This window comes from Sulfurimonas sp. (assembly GCF_029027585.1).
In the GTDB taxonomy this organism is placed as follows: Bacteria; Campylobacterota; Campylobacteria; order Campylobacterales; family Sulfurimonadaceae; genus Sulfurimonas.
This window is the reverse complement of record NZ_CP093397.1, coordinates 2,339,408-2,357,922: the sequence shown is the minus strand read 5'-3', so window position 1 is coordinate 2,357,922 and position 18,515 is coordinate 2,339,408. Positions and strand designations below refer to the sequence as shown.

General features: G+C 30.5%; 12 protein-coding genes. All 12 read right to left on the bottom strand.

Features of this window, described 5'->3' with window-relative positions:
• Positions 1-15: 15 nt before the first annotated feature.
• The 12 genes from MOV50_RS12255 to glyS all read right to left on the bottom strand — a co-directional run bounded on the left by MOV50_RS12255 (position 16) and on the right by glyS (position 18,419).
• Positions 16-372: a DUF86 domain-containing protein gene (locus tag MOV50_RS12255; protein ID WP_321778185.1), complete on the bottom strand. Its 357-nt coding sequence runs from the start codon at positions 370-372 to the stop codon at positions 16-18.
• Positions 362-664, bottom strand: a complete 303-nt coding sequence (locus MOV50_RS12250) for a nucleotidyltransferase family protein (RefSeq protein ID WP_321778184.1) — start codon at positions 662-664, stop codon at positions 362-364. Before MOV50_RS12250 ends, MOV50_RS12255 begins: the two co-directional genes overlap by 11 nt.
• 54 nt (positions 665-718) lie before the next feature.
• Positions 719-1,078, bottom strand: coding sequence for a hypothetical protein (locus MOV50_RS12245; protein WP_321778183.1), 360 nt, complete (start codon positions 1,076-1,078; stop codon positions 719-721).
• The gene (locus MOV50_RS12240) at positions 1,068-3,089 is read right to left on the bottom strand and encodes a hemagglutinin repeat-containing protein (RefSeq protein WP_321778182.1); all 2,022 of its coding nucleotides are present in this window, start codon (positions 3,087-3,089) and stop codon (positions 1,068-1,070) included. Before MOV50_RS12240 ends, MOV50_RS12245 begins: the two co-directional genes overlap by 11 nt.
• 33 nt (positions 3,090-3,122) lie before the next feature.
• Positions 3,123-4,328: an IS3 family transposase gene (locus tag MOV50_RS12235; RefSeq protein WP_321777475.1), complete on the bottom strand. Its 1,206-nt coding sequence runs from the start codon at positions 4,326-4,328 to the stop codon at positions 3,123-3,125.
• A gap of 72 nt (positions 4,329-4,400) precedes the next feature.
• Positions 4,401-4,832, bottom strand: a complete 432-nt coding sequence (locus MOV50_RS12230) for a hypothetical protein (protein ID WP_321778181.1) — start codon at positions 4,830-4,832, stop codon at positions 4,401-4,403.
• Positions 4,833-4,880: 48 nt separating this feature from the next.
• Positions 4,881-5,408: a hypothetical protein gene (locus tag MOV50_RS12225; RefSeq protein ID WP_321778180.1), complete on the bottom strand. Its 528-nt coding sequence runs from the start codon at positions 5,406-5,408 to the stop codon at positions 4,881-4,883.
• Complete coding sequence (locus MOV50_RS12220; protein ID WP_321778179.1) at positions 5,395-12,522, bottom strand: hemagglutinin repeat-containing protein; 7,128 nt, start codon at positions 12,520-12,522, stop codon at positions 5,395-5,397. The genes MOV50_RS12225 and MOV50_RS12220 overlap by 14 nt, the downstream gene beginning before the upstream one ends.
• Before the next feature lie 8 nt (positions 12,523-12,530).
• Entirely contained in the window at positions 12,531-14,066 is a 1,536-nt protein-coding gene (locus MOV50_RS12215; protein ID WP_321778178.1) for a ShlB/FhaC/HecB family hemolysin secretion/activation protein, read from the bottom strand.
• Between the two features lie 133 nt (positions 14,067-14,199).
• The gene (locus tag MOV50_RS12210) at positions 14,200-15,321 is read right to left on the bottom strand and encodes an FAD-dependent oxidoreductase (protein WP_321778177.1); all 1,122 of its coding nucleotides are present in this window, start codon (positions 15,319-15,321) and stop codon (positions 14,200-14,202) included.
• Positions 15,314-16,408, bottom strand: coding sequence for an FkbM family methyltransferase (locus MOV50_RS12205; protein WP_321778176.1), 1,095 nt, complete (start codon positions 16,406-16,408; stop codon positions 15,314-15,316). The genes MOV50_RS12210 and MOV50_RS12205 overlap by 8 nt, the downstream gene beginning before the upstream one ends.
• Positions 16,401-18,419, bottom strand: a complete 2,019-nt coding sequence (glyS, locus tag MOV50_RS12200; protein ID WP_321778175.1) for a glycine--tRNA ligase subunit beta — start codon at positions 18,417-18,419, stop codon at positions 16,401-16,403. The genes MOV50_RS12205 and glyS overlap by 8 nt, the downstream gene beginning before the upstream one ends.
• Between the last annotated feature and the right edge of the window lie 96 nt (positions 18,420-18,515).

The window sequence follows — 18,515 nt, the reverse complement described above, 5'->3', positions numbered from 1 at the left end:
TTTATCTTTTTAGATTTACCATTTAGTAGGTTCAAACTCTTCACTAAGAAGGGTTATTTTTTCCTTTAAAGGTAATATTTTATTTTTAATAATATCCCATATTTCGTCAGCATCTATACCAAAATAGTCATGTGCAATTATATTTCTAAAGTCTTTTATTTTTTGCCAAGGAATTTCATTATGTTTAGTCTTAAATCTTTTGTCTAGTCTGTTAATAGACTCCCCTATAATAACAAATTGCATCATGGAGGCATCAAAACTTTTCTGATCATGATAAAAATCATCTGCATTAGAAAAATCCTGAGAATATAACTCTACTTTTTCAATAGCTTCAACAAGTGATAAAAGTTCAAATTTTACTTTAATAGACATAAATAGTATCTTTCAAAATTTCATTTTTAGCATAAGGTTTTAAGTACTTTTCTCGTGCTATATCAACATTTCTATCAAATGCTTTCGTAAGGTATTTTGAAAGAGATTTTTTTAAATCATAAATATTTTTTGCGTCTTGTTCAATCTCTATTAACAGGTCAATATCACTATCAATTTTTTGCTCATTTCTAGCAAACGAACCAAACAAACCTATTTTTGTAAGAGAATAATGTTTTTTAATATATAATTGATTTAATTTTAAAAAATCTAGAATTTCTTGTCTTGTATTCATATGATTATTTTATCATAATTAATACTATTAGCAAAATATAAATTAAATCTATATTTAAATATCATCCAATTCTTCTGGATACTTTTTATAATATTCGTCTATTTCTATTGTCTTTATATTGCAAGTTGGACAGATGCCATCTTTTAGTGTTTCGTATCGGTAGCTTATTTTGCAGTTTTGGCATTTGGAGAATTCTATGTTTTGTTTATACTTTGTGTGGCTCTTAAAAGTTGTATAAAACCAAATAAGTCCAAAAAGTATTAAACTTGCACTTACAATAATATATAAATTGTATTGACTAAAGTCATACACGCGAAAAGCATCTTTCGCTTGTCTATCTATATATATAATAACCCCCAATATTATAGACATAAAGCTAAAAATATAATCAAAAAGTTTTGAACTATTTTTCATTTTCGTTCTCTGAATTTAATACTTCTATTGTCTTATCATATATTTTACTACCTAGTAAAGTTCCATAACCAACCTTACTAGCCGATGGTACTCCTGGCAAATAACTCTCAACAGCATCAAGCCCACCTTTAGTATACTTTGTTGGGTTTTCTAAAAATTTATTGGAAATTTTGTAGTATCCATTTTTAATAACAGGAATCACTTTGTTTTTGATTAGATTATCCACTTTTATTCCAACTTCTAAATCTAACTTATGTACTTCTTTGATAATTTTCTTACTAATAACTGTTGTTCCACCTACAGCTGTCACAACCTCTAAAAACTCTAAATTACCATCATCAATTTTATTATTAAAATTTTGTATATTGTTTGCGACTTCTTCTCTTGTTACTCCATAATGTATTAACTCTTTAGTATCTTTTTTAATGGTATTTACTAGCTTTAGAGCTTCTTGAGAGTCTGATTTTCCTTGTTTAGTTAAAGTTTCTAATCTCTCTATATTCCTTTCATTATTTTTTTGAAATCTATCATAATCACCTATTGATAATGTAGAAAACTCAACATTATTAGAATCAGTTATTACTCTTTTTATAAACTTAGCATTATTACTACTCAACAACTTCTTATCCTTAGCCGTCTGAACATGCTTATTTGTATTAAGTTTTGAGTTTAGATTTATACTGTTGTATGTACTTGAACTAAACTCCATTCCATCAGCAGAATAGCTTCCCATTGTATCTGCATATGCTTCATTTAGTTTTTCAGTTCCTCTATCTCTTGTTGTACCTTGAGATATTCTAGCATGTGTTACTTCATGTCCCATAGTTTTTGCGTAGTCTGTTGCATTTCTTTGAGCATTATCATTTATATCTATTGTTGATTTTTTACCATCACTTGAGTACTGAGAAGCTTTTACGAACTTATTGGTAGCAATTATATTTGCTTCTTCTATGTTTATACCATAAGTATCAGCATAGATTTTTGCGTATTGTTTTATAGCTTCTTGTTTTTGCTCTATTGTAGAACCTTCACCTTTTAGTGTTTCTATACCTTTACCATCGTTTTGAAGTGCAAACTGTTTTTGAATCTCAAGGTCTTTTAGAACTTCATCCAAGTGCTGAACTGTATCTTTTAACTCAAACTCATCTTTAGTAGCAACATCAGCTAAAGATTGTCCTGTTCTTTTTGTTTTTTCTAGGTCTTCTTTTATACTATTTAGTCCATCTTTTGTAAGAAGCCTAGTATCCAACTCCCCCTTAAGACCTTTATGACTAGAGATGTTGTAAATATCTACTTCATTGTTACTTGCATCTCTGTTTAGCATTTTTGTATCAGAATCTTCTTTGTTTGCTATTTGTATATTTCCACTTCCTAGAGTTGCAAGTGTTTTTGTTTTTGAGTTGGTTCTGTTGTTTGAGTAGTCTAGTGCTATTGTACTTACTCCATCTATCTCTGTTGTTCCACCTTCTATACCTTTGTTTATATTTTTAGAATTACTTGTTGTTACTCCTGATTGTATTCCTATAGACATACTTTTAGAGTTGTATGTGTTATTAAGGCTAGATGCTGTTAGAGTTTCTGTTTTTAGGTTTAAGTTACCGTTGTCATTTCCTTGTGCATCTAGTGCTGCTATAGTTGCACCTTTTAGTTTAGTGTTTTTTGCTGTAGTTATATCTACCTTGTTTCCTGTTAAGCTTGTAAGTATTGTCTGTTTAGATCTAGAGTTAGCTTTACTTTGGTTTGCTCCTAAGCTACTTAGACTTCCTCCTCCATATCCTGCACTTACTCCTATAGAGTGACTTCTTGTTTTAGCTGTGTCTTGTACAGATGCTACCTCTAGGTTTTTAGTGTTTATAACTAGAGAGTCTTTTGCTTTTACCTCGGCACCTTTTATGCTTGTTTTTTCTTTAGTGTTTATATTTATGTTATTTGCTTGAAGGTTTGAGTTTGTTTGAGTTGCTTGTTCATTTGTAGTCTCTGAGTTATCTACTATAATGGTTCCCTTTTTCAAGACCAGTAAAACAAGTTTTCTTATTTTACCTCTTTACGATACCAGTGGTAACAGTTTTGCTCCTTTAGGATCTAAATTATTGACAGCTTTATAATAAACTTCATTTGGAGTTTTATATCCAATCGCCGAATGTAATCTTTTTTTGTTGTAAGAGTTCATATATATTTTTATTGCTCGATTGAGAGATTTTATATTCTTATATTCATTCAGATAAATTTCTTCATACTTAATACTTCGCCAGAATCTTTCGATGCAAATATTATCAGTAGCTCTACCTTTTCCATCCATTGAAATTTTAATGTTGTGTTTTTTGAGAATATCAACATGAACTTTTGAAGTATATTGACTTCCCTGGTCTGTGTTAAATATCTCTGGTTTAGGATAAAATGCGAGTGCTTCATTTAACACACTTTTAACTAAGGAAATATCCATTGTGTTAGAAAGTTTCCATGAGAGTATTTTTTTACTATGCCAATCTATTATTGCGGCTAAATATACAAAGCCTTTTTCCAGTTTGATATAAGTAATATCTGTACTCCAGACTTGATTAGTTTTTTCAATTACAACACGTCCAGCATAATCTCTAAAATCTTTTAGGAGATATGGATACTTATAATGTTCTTTGTTTGCTGTAGTGGTCTTAGGCTTAGGATACAAGGCTTCTATACCCATATACTTCATAGCTTTCTTAACGAACTTTTTCCCTATGCTATACCCATCTCTTAAAAGTTGAGCATGAATTCTTCTACTTCCATATGATGGAAAGTCTGAATATATATTATTTATAGCATCTAATATTTTCAAGTCTTTACCTCTACTAAACGGTTTAGTTGGAGTATAGTACAAACTCGACTTACTTACCTGTAGCAATTGACACTGCTTATTCTGTGATAATTTATGCTTAGCATCAAGTAGAGTTTTTCTCTCTTTAGATGAGGCCAAGCTTTTTAGCTTTTCCACAAGAAAATCCTTCTCAACAATTGTCTCTCCAAGTTTTTTTGCAATTGCATCTTTTTCATATTTAAGAGTATCAATTTCATCTTTGTATTCTTTTACAACAGTACTTTTATCAAATGCTAATGACATATTCTCAAGAAACTGTTTTTTCCAATTTCTTAAACTTAGAGGTAGGACTTCATATCCACTAGCTATTTCATTAACAGTTTTTTCACCCTCTAAAACTTCCAGTACTACTTTTGCTTTAAAATTTGCACTATAACTTTTTCTTTTTGCATTCATATTTAATTCCTATATTCTCTATTTCAATTTTATCATTTTTGAAATAAGAAAACAAATTTTACTGGTTCAGTTTTAGGGGTTCATTATAATATTTGCTTTATAGTATTTATCATCTTCTTTTAGGTCATCTAGTAGTTCTTCAAACTCTTCTACATCTACTAGTTCTATATAGCCTACATTGTTTTTGTAATCTTGTTTTACTTTAGCAAATAAACCCTCTTGTTTTTTTACTTCATCTTTATAATCATCATAATTATCTTTTGCATTATCTATTGTCTTTTTTGCTTCTTGGACTGCTAATATTGCTTTATGAAGTGCAACATATTCTGTTTTTATTACAAACTTTGCTACTGCTACTCCATGTATCTCATCTGACTCTATCTCACTTGTTTCTTTAGTTTCTTTTATTGTTATGTTGGAGGTAGCATCTAGGTTTGGTAGGTATGCGTAGCAGTAGTTGTTTAAAAGGAAAAGTATTATTAATGCTGTTTTTAGTGGTTGCATTTTTTAAGTTTTTCCCTTTATTTATTTTTTTTAAAAGTGGAGATTCACTCACTGTGCCGAATCTTGTGATGTATTTTCAACTCCATTATAAATCTCATTAAATTTATCATTACCACCTTTAATTAATTCTCTAAATTCCATATTGTTTTTCAATCTATCAAATATTTTTTCTGTATTTAATCCCATATTTTTTAAAATAATAATTTTGTTTTCAATATTTGCATATTTATAATTATTCATTTGTTCTTCTGTTTGAAAAATGGAGTGTTGTTTAAGTGTAGTATTCATATCATTTCCATTCTTTTTAGAATCATTATTAAATATTATTGGTATAGAAAAAATGATAAATCCCACTAGGAATAAAGAACTATATTCAAATGTTATTTTAAAAACATGTATAGTAAAGAAAAAAAGTACTAAAAAAACTATAACATATAAACTAATAATAATATATACATTTGTAATATTATTTTCATCGCACAAAGAAAAAACTACTAAACTAAGTAAGCCAGCAAGAACGACAAAAAAGATACCTTTTGATATTTCAAAAAGTGTTTTTAAATTAATTTGTTCCATCATCATCCTTTTTAGATAAATTAGTATTTATAACTTCTTCAATTATATCTTTAGGTTGACTATTTAAAACTTGTTTTATAATTATAGGCGTGCCATATATTATTGTTCTATCAATTACTTTATCAGTTTTTTCATCCAATCGTTTAGTTAATTTTTTAATTTTGCTTTTACTTTTACTATTTGACTTAACATCATCTAATTGTTTTTTTACTGTTTCTCTAGCTTTTATTTTTCCTTTCAAATTATTCATATTTGTTGATGTTTTTGTACCAGTAGAACCTACACCAGCTGATACAGCAGTTTGAACTAAATCAATATTATTGTAAATCTTTTTCATGGTTTCTTCTGGATTGTTTTTATATTCTTCTAAAAGTTGTGGATTTTCTACAACTTGAGTTATTACCTGTCTTGTCAGGTCAACACTAGCAGTCCAGCTAGCGTTTTTAATAGAAAATGCTAATGATTTTTTAGTAATAGATTCTATGACATTTTTAACTACTTCTCTTCCACCTAAAGCTAGTTCACTAGCTTGTAAAGCATTTACCGTATTATCAACAATATTGTTAACCTTATCAACCTTATTTTTCTGCTCAGCATAAACAGTATCAAACTTTTTATCTCCATTTTTTAAAAGGGCTTTAAAGTCTGAATTGTTACCAAGACTTTTTTTAATTTCTTTTGGTGTTAATCCTACAGCTACAAGAGCATTTATTTTTTCCTCTATTGGAGTTTTTGGATTACTTAATATATTCATTCTATCAACATCACTTAGTGACCAATAAGCTTCAAAATCAACCTTATCTCCATTTTCTTTTACTCTATTTTTAAAGTTAGTATTATTTGTATTTAACACTACTTTATCCTTAGCCGTCTGAACATGCTTATTTGTATTAAGTTTTGAGTTTAGATTTATACTGTTGTATGTACTTGAACTAAACTCCATTCCATCAGCAGAGTAGCTTCCCATAGTATTAGCATAAGCTTCGTTTAGTTTATCATCTTTTCTATCTCTTGTAGTTCCTTGTGATATTCTAGCATGTGTTACTTCATGTCCCATAGTTTTTGCGTAGTCTTTTGCATTTCTTTGAGCATTGTCATTTATATCTATTGTTGATTTTTTACCATCATTTGAGTAGTGAGTACCTTTTATGAGCTTATTGGTAGCAATTATATTTGCTTCTTCTATATTTATACCGTAAGTATCAGCATAGATTTTTGCATATTGTTTTATAGCTTCTTGTTTTTGCTCTATTGTAGAGTTCTCTCCTTGGAGTGTCTCTATACCTTTGCCATCGTTTTGAAGTGCAAACTGTTTTTGAATTTCAAGGTCTTTTAGAACTTCATCCAAGTGTTGAACTGTATCTTTTAATTTAAACTCATCTTTTGTAGCAACATCAGCTAAAGATTGTCCTGTTCTTTTTGTTTTTTCTAGGTCTTCTTTTATACTGTTTCGCCCATCTTTTGTAAGAAGCCTAGTATCCAACTCCCCCTTAAGACCTTTATGACTAGAGATGTTGTAAATATCTACTTCATTGTTACTTGCATCTCTGTTTAGCATTTTTGTATCAGAATCTTCTTTGTTTGCTATTTGTATATTTCCACTTCCTAGAGTTGCAAGTGTTTTTGTTTTTGAGTTGGTTCTGTTGTTTGAGTAGTCTAGTGCTATTGTACTTACTCCATCTATCTCTGTTGTTCCACCTTCTATACCTTTGTTTATATTTTTAGAATTACTTGTTGTTACTCCTGATTGTATTCCTATAGACATACTTTTAGAGTTGTATGTGTTATTAAGGCTAGATGCTGTTAGAGTTTCTGTTTTTAGGTTTAAGTTACCGTTGTCATTTCCTTGTGCATCTAGTGCTGCTATAGTTGCACCTTTTAGTTTAGTGTTTTTTGCTGTAGTTATATCTACCTTGTTTCCTGTTAAGCTTGTAAGTATTGTCTGTTTAGATCTAGAGTTAGCTTTACTTTGGTTTGCTCCTAAGCTACTTAGACTTCCTCCTCCATATCCTGCACTTACTCCTATAGAGTGACTTCTTGTTTTAGCTGTGTCTTGTACAGATGCTACCTCTAGGTTTTTAGTGTTTATAACTAGAGAGTCTTTTGCTTTTACCTCGGCACCTTTTATGCTTGTTTTTTCTTTAGTGTTTATATTTATGTTATTTGCTTGAAGGTTTGAGTTTGTTTGAGTTGCTTGTTCATTTGTAGTCTCTGAGTTATCTACACTACCGCTCATGCTAAAGCCTGAACTTCCTATGCTTATGTTTAGGTGTTGGTGCTGTGTGTCTTTGCTTTTATCATAGTTGTCTTTAGATGCTAGTATATCTGTTGAAGTGGCATCTATGTTTATGTTGTTTTTTGCTTGTAGAGTACTTCCTTGTACTGTTGCTTTATTTTTTGCTCTTAGTGTGATGCTCTCACCCATTACACCAGAAGCTATGCTTTTTTGAGCATATTCTTCTAGTTGTGTTTGTACAGCATCTATATCTAGTTCTATAGATGCACTTAGTGCTGTACCGTATGTTTGAGAAGCAGCGGTTGCTGTTTTTGTGATTTGGACTACAAGGGCTAGTTGTTTGGTAGTGAATGTTACTATGGCTAGGGCTATATTTGCTTTATAGTATTTATCATCTTCTTTTAGGTCATCTAGTAGTTCTTCAAACTCTTCTACATCTACTAGTTCTATATAGCCTACATTGTTTTTGTAATCTTGTTTTACTTTAGCAAATAAACCCTCTTGTTTTTTTACTTCATCTTTATAATCATCATAATTATCTTTTGCATTATCTATTGTCTTTTTTGCTTCTTGGACTGCTAATATTGCTTTATGAAGTGCAACATATTCTGTTTTTATTACAAACTTTGCTACTGCTACTCCATGTATCTCATCTGACTCTATCTCACTTGTTTCTTTGGTTTCTTTTATTGTTATGTCTTCACTCGCTGTTAGGACTACATCTTTTTTAGCTTCTAGGTCTGAGCCTTCTACTAATATACTTTTTTCACTTGTTAGGTCTATATCTTTATCCGAGGAAATATTTGACTTAGTAGCGGTTGTATCTATGGTTGTCTTTTTTATTTTATCTAGGGTTGCACGACCAAGCTCTACTTCTAGTTGTCCATCTCCTAGTTCTAGTTCTGGTATTCCTCCAGAATATATATGTATATTTAGGTTATCTACTGACTTTGTGCTTGTGTTTTTAGCGGCTGCTATTTTTAACTCACCGTCTGTTTGCATAGTAGTACTTCCACCACTACTTAAATCACTTCCTATGATATTTGTATCATTTTTACTTTTTAGAATTAAGTTTGCGTTTGATGATATAGTAGAGCCTATAGCATTTGAAAAGTCTTCTTGTTCATCTTTTAGAGTTAGGTCTATCTCTGTTTCTAGTCCTTCATCTGATGTTATTTTTAGCTCTAGATAACCGCTTGTTTCTTTATAGCTGTGGTTGTCTTTGTTATAGGCTGATAATATATTTATGTTGTTACTTGCTTCTAGGCTTGTACTTCCTCCTGAAGCTAGGTTTGAACCTTTTATATTTATGTCACCACTATTTGCTTTTAGTGAGAGGTTCTCTTTTGCTTTTAGATTTGAAGCTACATTGTTTATAGAGTTGGTTTGGTCTTGTGTCTTAGAGTAAGAAGCTTTTATGTTTATGATATCATCATCATCTTCACTCGAACCTGCCTGACCTAGTGTAGCCATACTTAAACCAAGGTTACCAATCCCTTCTACAGCTTGGTTAAATGTTAAAGATATTTTTTCATGTTGTTCCCATGTTTTATGTTCTTCTTTAGCTGTTTGTATGTTTATCTCACTAGCATCTATATCTATACTTTTTTGAGCTTCTAAGTTTGAACCTTCTATGTTTGCAGTGTTTGATTTTAGAGTTATGTTTGAAGCTTTTAAGTTTGAAGACTGGGCTGTTTTATCAAGTGCACCTATGTTGTCCATGCTAGTACTAAAAATATCACTGCCACTAAGCATACTTGTTTTTATAGTTTTAGAATCTTTATAGTCTATGTTGTAACCAGCTTTTATATTTATATACCCCAGAGCACCCTCTCTGGCTTCGCCATTCACCTTGTCTTTTGCGCTATCTAAGGCAAGAGTTTCTTTAGCATCTAGGTTTGAACCTATAATATTTATACCATCTCCCGTTGCCGTTAGTGTTACATTAGCTCCGCTAAGATTTGAGGCTTGGTTTCTTGAAGTTGCTTTTTTAGTTGTGGTTGATTCAGAGCTAAAAAAACCTTTTGATGACGATTTAGTCTCTTCATAAGTTGAGTTATTAACAGCTAGTACATCTATCTTTTTAGCTTTTACATTTAAGTCATTAGTTGCATTTAGGTTTGAGCCTTTTATGCTTGAGGTTTCTTTTGCTACTATATTTATGTTGTCCGCATTTATATTTGAAGCTAGGTGTGTAGTAGATTTTTCTTTTATGGAATAATTTGAACCTTTAAGAAAAAAATCTTTTTTATTTACTGTTGTAACTATATCTACATTTTTAGCTTCAATATTTATATCTTTAGCTTCTAACTTACTACCTTGAACTAATACTTTATCCTTAGCTTCTATATTTAAAGAGTTTGATGCTTGTATACTTGAAGAAGCTCCTATGAGATTTTTAGTGTAGCGTTTGTTTATAATAGACCCATCGGCAGAAGCTAAGTTTATATTTTTAGCTTTTATATTTGCACTTATATTTGATATATCATTAGTTGCTTTTAGAGTTATATCTTCATTTGCTTTTATATTTCCATCTATATTTGTAATACTATCTGATGCCTCTATATTTAAACTTTTTCCAGCTTCAAGTCTTCCTGAATTTTTAAGAGTTGCTACTTTTAAGTTTAGACTATCTCCTGCAATTATTTGAGAACCTTGGAGTTTAAAGTTATTTGCATTTGCTATATATACAACTGGAACAAGAACCTTTTCTCCTTGTACTATTTGTTCTTCCATCCAGACTATATCTTGTGTAAGTGCATTTATCTGAGCTTTACTTAGTGATATTCCTGGGCTTAGTTCTAGTGACTTATTTGCTTGTATTGCATTATCCATCAAGTATTTAAATTGCTCGTTATCATTTTTAATATCACTGTTTAGAAACCTTCTTCCTGTTTGAGCAAATATACTCTTTCTTATAAGAGTATTTTCATAAAGAGCATCTCCTATTTTTTTACTTGTTGCTTGTGAATCATAGTTAATATGACTCATCATATAGTCACTACTAATGAAGTTTTCATAAAGAGCAAACTCTGGGTTAGTTTCTATTAAAACTTTTGAAGCTGGGTCTGTAGTTTTTACAAACAGACCATGATTGTCTTTTGGGATAGAGATTATCTGAGTATTGTCTTTTGAGTTTGTATATGTTATGCTCTCTCCATCTTCACTTACGATTGTTGAACTGGGGATAACCGCATCTTCCTTAAAGCCATTATTAAGTGTATCAGCGACACCGGTAATCTTTTCACCTGCTTGAATGGTTGAAAAGATTGTATCAATTGTATTTATTGATGTATTTTTTACATCATAATAAACAGTTTTATACTTATCTTTTTTTACCGGCCAACAACCACCCCAACCACATTTAACACCCCAAGAATAGCCATCTTTTACTCGTTTGCTTTTAGTAGTTGTTGTTACTGTTTTTTCAAATAAATCTACACTACTATTGTTTAATGTATTAGTATTAAAATTTATATCGTTACTTGCATAAATTAGAGAATAATCATTCAATAAATTATTAACATCTAAATTTAGGTTATGTCCACTTAATATTTCTGCCTGAATATTTTCACTATCTAAAGAATCTATCCAGGTTTCAACATTGGTATTTTTACTATACTCCGTTTTTATTGTTGGCTCATCAGTTATATTTTCTAAAGATTCTGAGTGTATATTTATATCACCTTCTAAAGTAAATATATTCGCTTTATAGTTTTTCACTAAGTGTGTTTTATTATTTGAGTCATCTTTTGCTATTTTTAGATTATTTACAGCAAATATATTTGCATCTTCATTATTTAAAAGAGTATCTTTAGTATAAAGAAACATATCATTCCCACTAAACATAGTTCTATTATTTGTTAAATTATCAGAAGTTATAGTTAAATCGTTTGAGCTGTTTATGAGAGCGTTGTTTGAGATGTTTTTTGCTTTTAGTGTTATATCTACACCTGATTTTATTGTATCTTCTATTGTTATATCTGCATCTTTAGCATCTATATTCATATCTGTTTTTGCTTTTACATTTTGTAGTTTTATATCTCCATCATTGGTGATATATATCTCACCAGTAGATGCCAAGACTTCAGGTGGTAGGTTTACTCCTAGACCTTTATCTGTTCCCACAAGAGAGATTCTGTTTGCGTACATTCCACCTAGTGTAGATGAATCTAGTAGAAATAAAGTCACTTCATTACTATTTGTAGAAGATGTTATTTGTTTAGTATTAGCATCTATACTATTTTTACCTAGTTTAATTTCTAAGTTTTTTGCATGTATATCAGCGTTTAGTTTTAAAAAGTGAGTATATATATAAGTGCTATCTGAACCCATGGAATCTAGTCCACTACCTTCTATACTTATATCTCCTCCAAGTATGTTAAAAGATTCTAAATTTCCTCTGTTTATAATAGGGGTTCCTGTACTAAGAGTTACACTAGAGGTATTTATAAATCCTGCTCCATTTATACTAATTCCATTTGGATTTGCTATGACTAGGTCTGCTCTTTTTCCTGCTACTTCGGTATAACCATTTAGTCTACTTCTAGAGGTACTTGTTACTTCATTTAGTATTACTTTTGCATTTGAAGTTAGGTTTTTATTACCAAATATAAAACCACCTAGTTGAGTATTTACAGTTGTATCTCTGGAGTTATTTAGGATAAGACCTTGCGTCTGGACATTGTACTCTCTAAACTTATTGTGAGAGAGTCCTGATGCATTAGGATTTGCTATATTTACTACAGGTACATCATTTCTTGCTTTGTCAAGTGTGGTGTTTGTACTTCCATCTGTTTGGATAGAAGCAGCGTGTAGTGGTAAGAAGATTAAAGTGTATGAGATTAGTAGTGATATGGTTTGGGTTAGTTTTTTCATTTATTTTCCTAAAATTTTAGTGTTAAGTTATAACGAAATAGTGTTTCTATCTCTGAATTTTTAACTTTTTTCAAAGCTCTACTCCAAGTAAAGTCTGTACTTATTTTCTGTGAATATGTTTTAAATCCTATGGCAGCACCTATTAACTTACCACAGGCTATATTGTTATCTCTACACTCTACATAACCATAATCAACCCCGATGAAAGGTGAAATAGTTGTTACATAAAGAGGATATAAATCTGGGCGGAATGTTTTAAGTAAATCATTTTTAATGTAACCCCCACTATCTCCATAGTAAGATGATGAATAACCTCTTACTGTATAGTAACTTCCAACTCTTAGCTTGTTGTTATCATAAAGATAATCTCCTGAGTATTGTAGATGAAGATTTGAGTTTATTTGGTAAGTTGTATTTGAGATGTTATAGTACAAGTATGTACTCAAAGTATGTTTGGAGAATTGAAGTTTTGCTTTTTCATTACCTGTAAAGTAGTTGTCATTTCTAGCCCCAAACCAGTCTGTGCCTCTGTAAAAACTATATGTATTTATAAGCTGTCCCCAGTTTTGAACATAAGTATGTGTCAAGTCAATCTGAGCAAGAGTTGTTTTATAACTTGAAACTTCTATAAGTTCATCAGAGAAATAGTTTTTAGTATTTTTGTGCCCTAGAGATAGTGCAAGTTTTAACTTATTATTTTTATTTCTAAAAATAAGTTTACTTACTTTAAGAGTAAAACCAATAGTATTACCATCAGAAACATAAGTGTCATTTAGACCTAAAACACTTTGGGAATATAAAAAATCATACCAAATATACTCCATCAAATAACTACCTAGTGCAAAAGAATAGTTTAACTCTTTACCTGAAGAACTTTGATAATCTTGTTGAATACGACTACCGTTATATGTGAACTTTAAAATATCATTAATATTAAAAGGATTATCTATTGATATGTTTGCTGTTAGGTATGGATTGTCATCAACTAGATTTTTTTCTCCTGTAACACCTATCTCTAGATGATATGGAGTTGTTTCTTTAGTTTTTATGACAACTATACTTGAACTTCGTTTTTTCCCTGGTTTTATCTCAAACTTAGCATCTGTAGATGGAACTCTATTTATCATCTCTAAAGAAGTTTCTAAATCTCTTAAGTTTAAAGCATTACCTTTTTGAAATATAAAAGCTGTTTTTATTTTAGCATTTGAACTGCTTGTATTAGCATCTACTATATCTTCGATTATACCCTTTGAAACAGATATCTTTATCTCTCCATCAAGTATATTTTGAGGTGGCAAGTATGGTTTGGTTGTGATATATCCATGGTCTAGGTAATATTTGGAAGTGGTGTTTAAGATACTTTTTATTATATTGGCATCTATACATTTACCAATATGACTTTTAAAAAGTTTATTTTTAGCTTCTAAATCTAAAATTTCTTTTTCATCTATATTTATCGTTTTTAGTTCTACACACTCTTTAGCATAGGAGATAGTAGAAAAAACAAGTAAAATTGACAGACAAAAAGTAGCTTTAAAATACACCTTAGATATTCCTATAAATTACCAAATATTCACAGTTATGTTATGCTCTGATAATTTAGAATATTATATTTAGTTATTTTTAAGACATAAGATATTGAGTATATTCTTAAGAACTCATTAAGTTTGAAAAAAGTTAAAATGATTTTTTAGCCCATCTAGTAAAAAATCTATCTGGGCTTAATCTTTTACTTATCTCTTTAGCATCTAAGATATGCTCTTTTAAAATTTTTGCTATATATGGACCTAACACAAAACCATATCCACCGCTTCCATTTATCATATAAAGATTTGGATAGTAAGTATAACTTGAAGTATTTGAGCTTTCTATTTCATACCGTATATTTTTACTCGCAAGTGTTTCTTTTGAAATAACTAAACTTCCTATAATAGGCATATAGTCAGTAGAGCCTGAACGCAAACCTGTAAAGTCTTTCACGATTTCTACATCTTGGAGTTTTATAGTTTTTTCTGCTTTAGCAAGTAATTCTATTCTGCCTTTTTTTGGGTCATAAGCAGTAGTAGTTCTTTGTGGATGATAGTGAACATCATGCGTTGCACCGATAGCTATTACTCCATCAAAACTCGGAGATATTGAAATATCTCTATGGATACTATATAAATTTTTTGTAGAAGTTTTTATATCAATCCGATGTCCCCAAACACCACTTAGCTTTATATATGGTTCTTTTATAACTGCGTCATAAGCACCTGTTGCAAGTAAAATATTTTTAGCACTATATACCTCATTTACTACCCAGTAATCATCTTCAAATATTAAAGATTTTACTTTTTGCTCTATATATTTAGCATTTTTACACAGTGCCCTACACATTGCGTGAGCGTTAACTATTCCAGCATCTATACATATATGTGCATATTCTTTTGCGCTAGGGCTTAAAGTATTTAAAAAATCCTCAGATACTTTTTTCATTTTTAATGGAGTATTTTTTTTATATGCCTCAAGTGTTTTAGATGATTCTTCGTCTGTTGTACTATGAAAAAGTTTTATTTTTTTTAGAAGATGTGGAAAATTTTGCTCATAAAACTTCATACTATAAATAAAAGCATCATTTAAAAGTTCTTTTAACTCCCCCTCTTTAGAGAATTTTGGTGCAATAAAAGCACCAGCAGCACCACTTCCTCCACTAGCAACTCCATCCATATCAAAGATGATAACCTTTTTACCAGCCTTGGCAAATTCATAAGCTACACTTGTTCCATTTATTCCAGCACCTATTATCGCTAAATCATACATATTTGTTTTCCTTTTTCGGTATAAAATAAAGAACACTCTCAAATATTCCTTCCATATAATGACGCAAATAAACTTTATAATCACTATTCATTTCTAGTAGCATCTGAGGAATTTTATACCAATCTTGTGCCTTATGATAGATGCAAATCGCTAAAACTGGTTTATACTTTTTTATAGTTTTTTTTGCGCCTTGGATTGCATCTTGTTCTGCACCTTCAATGTCCAGTTTTATAAAATCTACTTTTTCTTTTATGATGTTATCTAACTTATCAACCTCTACACTTTGAGTTCCATTTCCATAGATGCTAGAGAAAGATTTTTCTTCATTAAAGTGTAAGGTAGTTTTTTTGTTTGAGAGTCCAAGAGGAATAAACTCTATGTTTTTAAATTCTGCTAAATCCCTAGATGCTATTGCTAAATTTTCACTTATTGGTTCAATAAGATATATCTTTTTAAAATCAGAATGATTTTTGATTACCCTCGCAGCGGTATCGCCAACATATCCACCACCATCTACAAAGGTTATATTTTTTATATCTGGAACTATCTCTTTGTCAAAATATTGACCTTCATGGTCATTTGTAAATCCATTCATAAACTCTAAATCAAAACTAATCTTAAAATTTATAACTTTTGTAAAAACTTCTTTTGATTTTTCATCTTCAAGTAAATTATACATATCTTCGTATCGTTTTTTATTTTTTAAAAAGTCTTCTTTAAAATCAAGCATAAAAGGTGGAGGGACAAGAGGAAGGTTTGAATATCTAAAAAACGAAAGATAATTAAAATTTAAAAAGCCCATCGCATCTAGTTTAGATTTTACTTCAAGTGGACTACCTGTTGACACTGATAAGATAACCGCACCTTTTGGCACATCTTCTATCTTTAGTATCTCTTTTTTTCTTGAACTCTGAACTCTAGTAAAGTCATCTATAATACCATCTACTTTTATATGTTTTAAGATAGATTTTGTGAGTTTATTTATGCCTAGAATGTATTTTTTTTTGGGAGTAGAGGAAGATAAAAAAAGCTCTGTTAGTTTTTTATCTTCTTCATTTATATAGTTAAAATCTACTAAATTAAACACTTACTTCTTTGATATCTGCTATATTTAATATACTTTTATATATAGATGCTACTAATGATTTTCTATTGTTTTTTATAGCTTCATCGTCAACATTTACCATAACATCATCAAAGAACTTATCAAGATTTGGTTTTAAACCTAAAAGAGCATCTAGTTCTTCTTCATAAGAGTTATATTTTGCAGATGAAATTTCACTGTATTTTGCATACAAGTCTTCTTCTGCTTTTTCTTCAAAGAGTTTTACATCTACTGATAACTCTTGTGTTAAATCAATATCTTTAGTTATGTTTGCAACTCGTTTAAAGGTTGAAAACGCCTCAGAGAAACCTTCACTATTTACGATAGCATCTAGTGCCTCTATCTTTTGTGAAATTGCGACTAACTCTCTTTCTTTAGATGCTAAAACTGCTTCAACAACAGATGGGTTCACTTTATAGTATTGTTTCACTCGCTCCAAGAAAAAACTTTCTAATTTTTGCATATCAATAGATGCATATCCAGATGCCAACTCTTTTAATGTTTTTGATATATCAAATTCTAAGTTATGCTTTGCCGTAATTCTTATGATTCCATTTACTGCGCGACGAAGAGCAAAAGGGTCACGAGAACCTGTCGGAATTTGATTTACACTAAACAAAGCTAAAAGGGTATCAAGCTTTATGCTCATTGCAACTATGGCACTAAGAGGAGTTGAAGGAAGTGCGCTATCTTCTCCATCTGGTAAATATTGCTCTTTTATAGCGGTTACAACAGCTTCACTCTCTCCCGCTTTTTGTGCGTAGTATGACCCCATAAGACCTTGAAGTTCTGTAAACTCATAAACCATCTCACTCATCAAGTCAGCTTTTGCTAAGTTTACCGCTGTGTCTAGGTCTTCTTTTTTAGCATCTATCTTATACATATCAAAAAGAGTGTTTGCTATTTTAGCTTCTCTAATCATCTTATCTTTAACACTTCCAAGACCTTTAAAAAATGCAACTTTTTCTAGTCCATCTGTGCTAAGTCCATTTTTTAAATCATTATCAAAAAAGAAAAGTCCATCTGCTAAACGAGGACGAAGAACTCTTTCATTTCCTTGGATAACTTTTGAAAAATCATCTGTAAGTGCATTTGAAACTACTACAAACTTGTTTATAAGTTTACCGTCTTTAAAAACTGGAAAATATCTCTGATGTTCCTTCATAGAAGTGATGATAACCTCAGGAGGAAGTCTTAAAAACTCCTCATCAAACGAGCCTAAAAGTGCTGTCGGATTTTCTGTAATGGCTATAACTTCATTAAGTAAATCATCATCAACTTCAATATTCACCCCATTACTAACCTCAATGGCTTTAAAATCATTTAATATCTTTAGCATTCTATCTTCACTAAAAAGTGTAACACCACCATCTTTTAATATTTCAAAATACTCTTTTGAACCTTTAACTTCAAGTGCTTCAAAATTACTAATACGATGAACAAAAGTGATTTTAGAAGATTTAACGCCAAAAAGTTCTATATTTACAAGTTTATCATCAAGCATAACATTTACCCATCGAATAGGTCTTATAAAACTCTCATTAAGACTTCCCCACCTCATAGACTTACCAAAACTAAGACTTTTTATCCACTCACTTATGATGCCTTCTAAAAGCTGAGTAGAGTCTTTACCTTTAACATCTTTTTTGTAGTAAAGAACATCTTTATTGCCCTTTTGTGCTACACCTATTTCACTAAGCTGGACTCCACATTTTTTAGCAAAACCATTTGCAGCAGGTGTAGGTTCTCCATCTTTATAGGCAACAGCAATAGGAGCTCCAAAAAACTCTTCAACGCTATCTTCTTGCGCACTTTTAAACTCTCTATGCCAGACAACTAAACGGCGAGGAGTATAGTAAAATTCAAACTCACAAAGTAATGAATTTTTTTCTAAAATATCAGCATATTTTTTTTCAATATTCTTAAGTTCTTTTAAAAGTGGAACAGCAGGTAGTTCTTCAACACCTATCTCAATTAGTAGCGTTTTTAGCATATTTTTACTCTTTTTTTAAATTATTTGGATTTTACCTATTTTTTGGTTAAAAAGTGCTTTTATAAAATATTTCTTAAATAAGACAAATAAACTCTG

Bases quoted from the DNA above. Each gene is read 5' to 3' on its own strand.
- MOV50_RS12225 (WP_321778180.1), bottom strand. From the start codon at position 5,408: ATGGAACAAATTAATTTAAAAACACTTTTTGAAATATCAAAAGGTATC.
- glyS (WP_321778175.1), bottom strand. From the start codon at position 18,419: ATGCTAAAAACGCTACTAATTGAGATAGGTGTTGAAGAACTACCTGCT.
- MOV50_RS12255 (WP_321778185.1), bottom strand. From the start codon at position 372: ATGTCTATTAAAGTAAAATTTGAACTTTTATCACTTGTTGAAGCTATT.
- MOV50_RS12235 (WP_321777475.1), bottom strand. From the start codon at position 4,328: ATGAATGCAAAAAGAAAAAGTTATAGTGCAAATTTTAAAGCAAAAGTA.
- MOV50_RS12220 (WP_321778179.1), bottom strand. From the start codon at position 12,522: ATGAAAAAACTAACCCAAACCATATCACTACTAATCTCATACACTTTA.
- MOV50_RS12210 (WP_321778177.1), bottom strand. From the start codon at position 15,321: ATGTATGATTTAGCGATAATAGGTGCTGGAATAAATGGAACAAGTGTA.
- MOV50_RS12250 (WP_321778184.1), bottom strand. From the start codon at position 664: ATGAATACAAGACAAGAAATTCTAGATTTTTTAAAATTAAATCAATTA.
- MOV50_RS12245 (WP_321778183.1), bottom strand. From the start codon at position 1,078: ATGAAAAATAGTTCAAAACTTTTTGATTATATTTTTAGCTTTATGTCT.
- MOV50_RS12230 (WP_321778181.1), bottom strand. From the start codon at position 4,832: ATGCAACCACTAAAAACAGCATTAATAATACTTTTCCTTTTAAACAAC.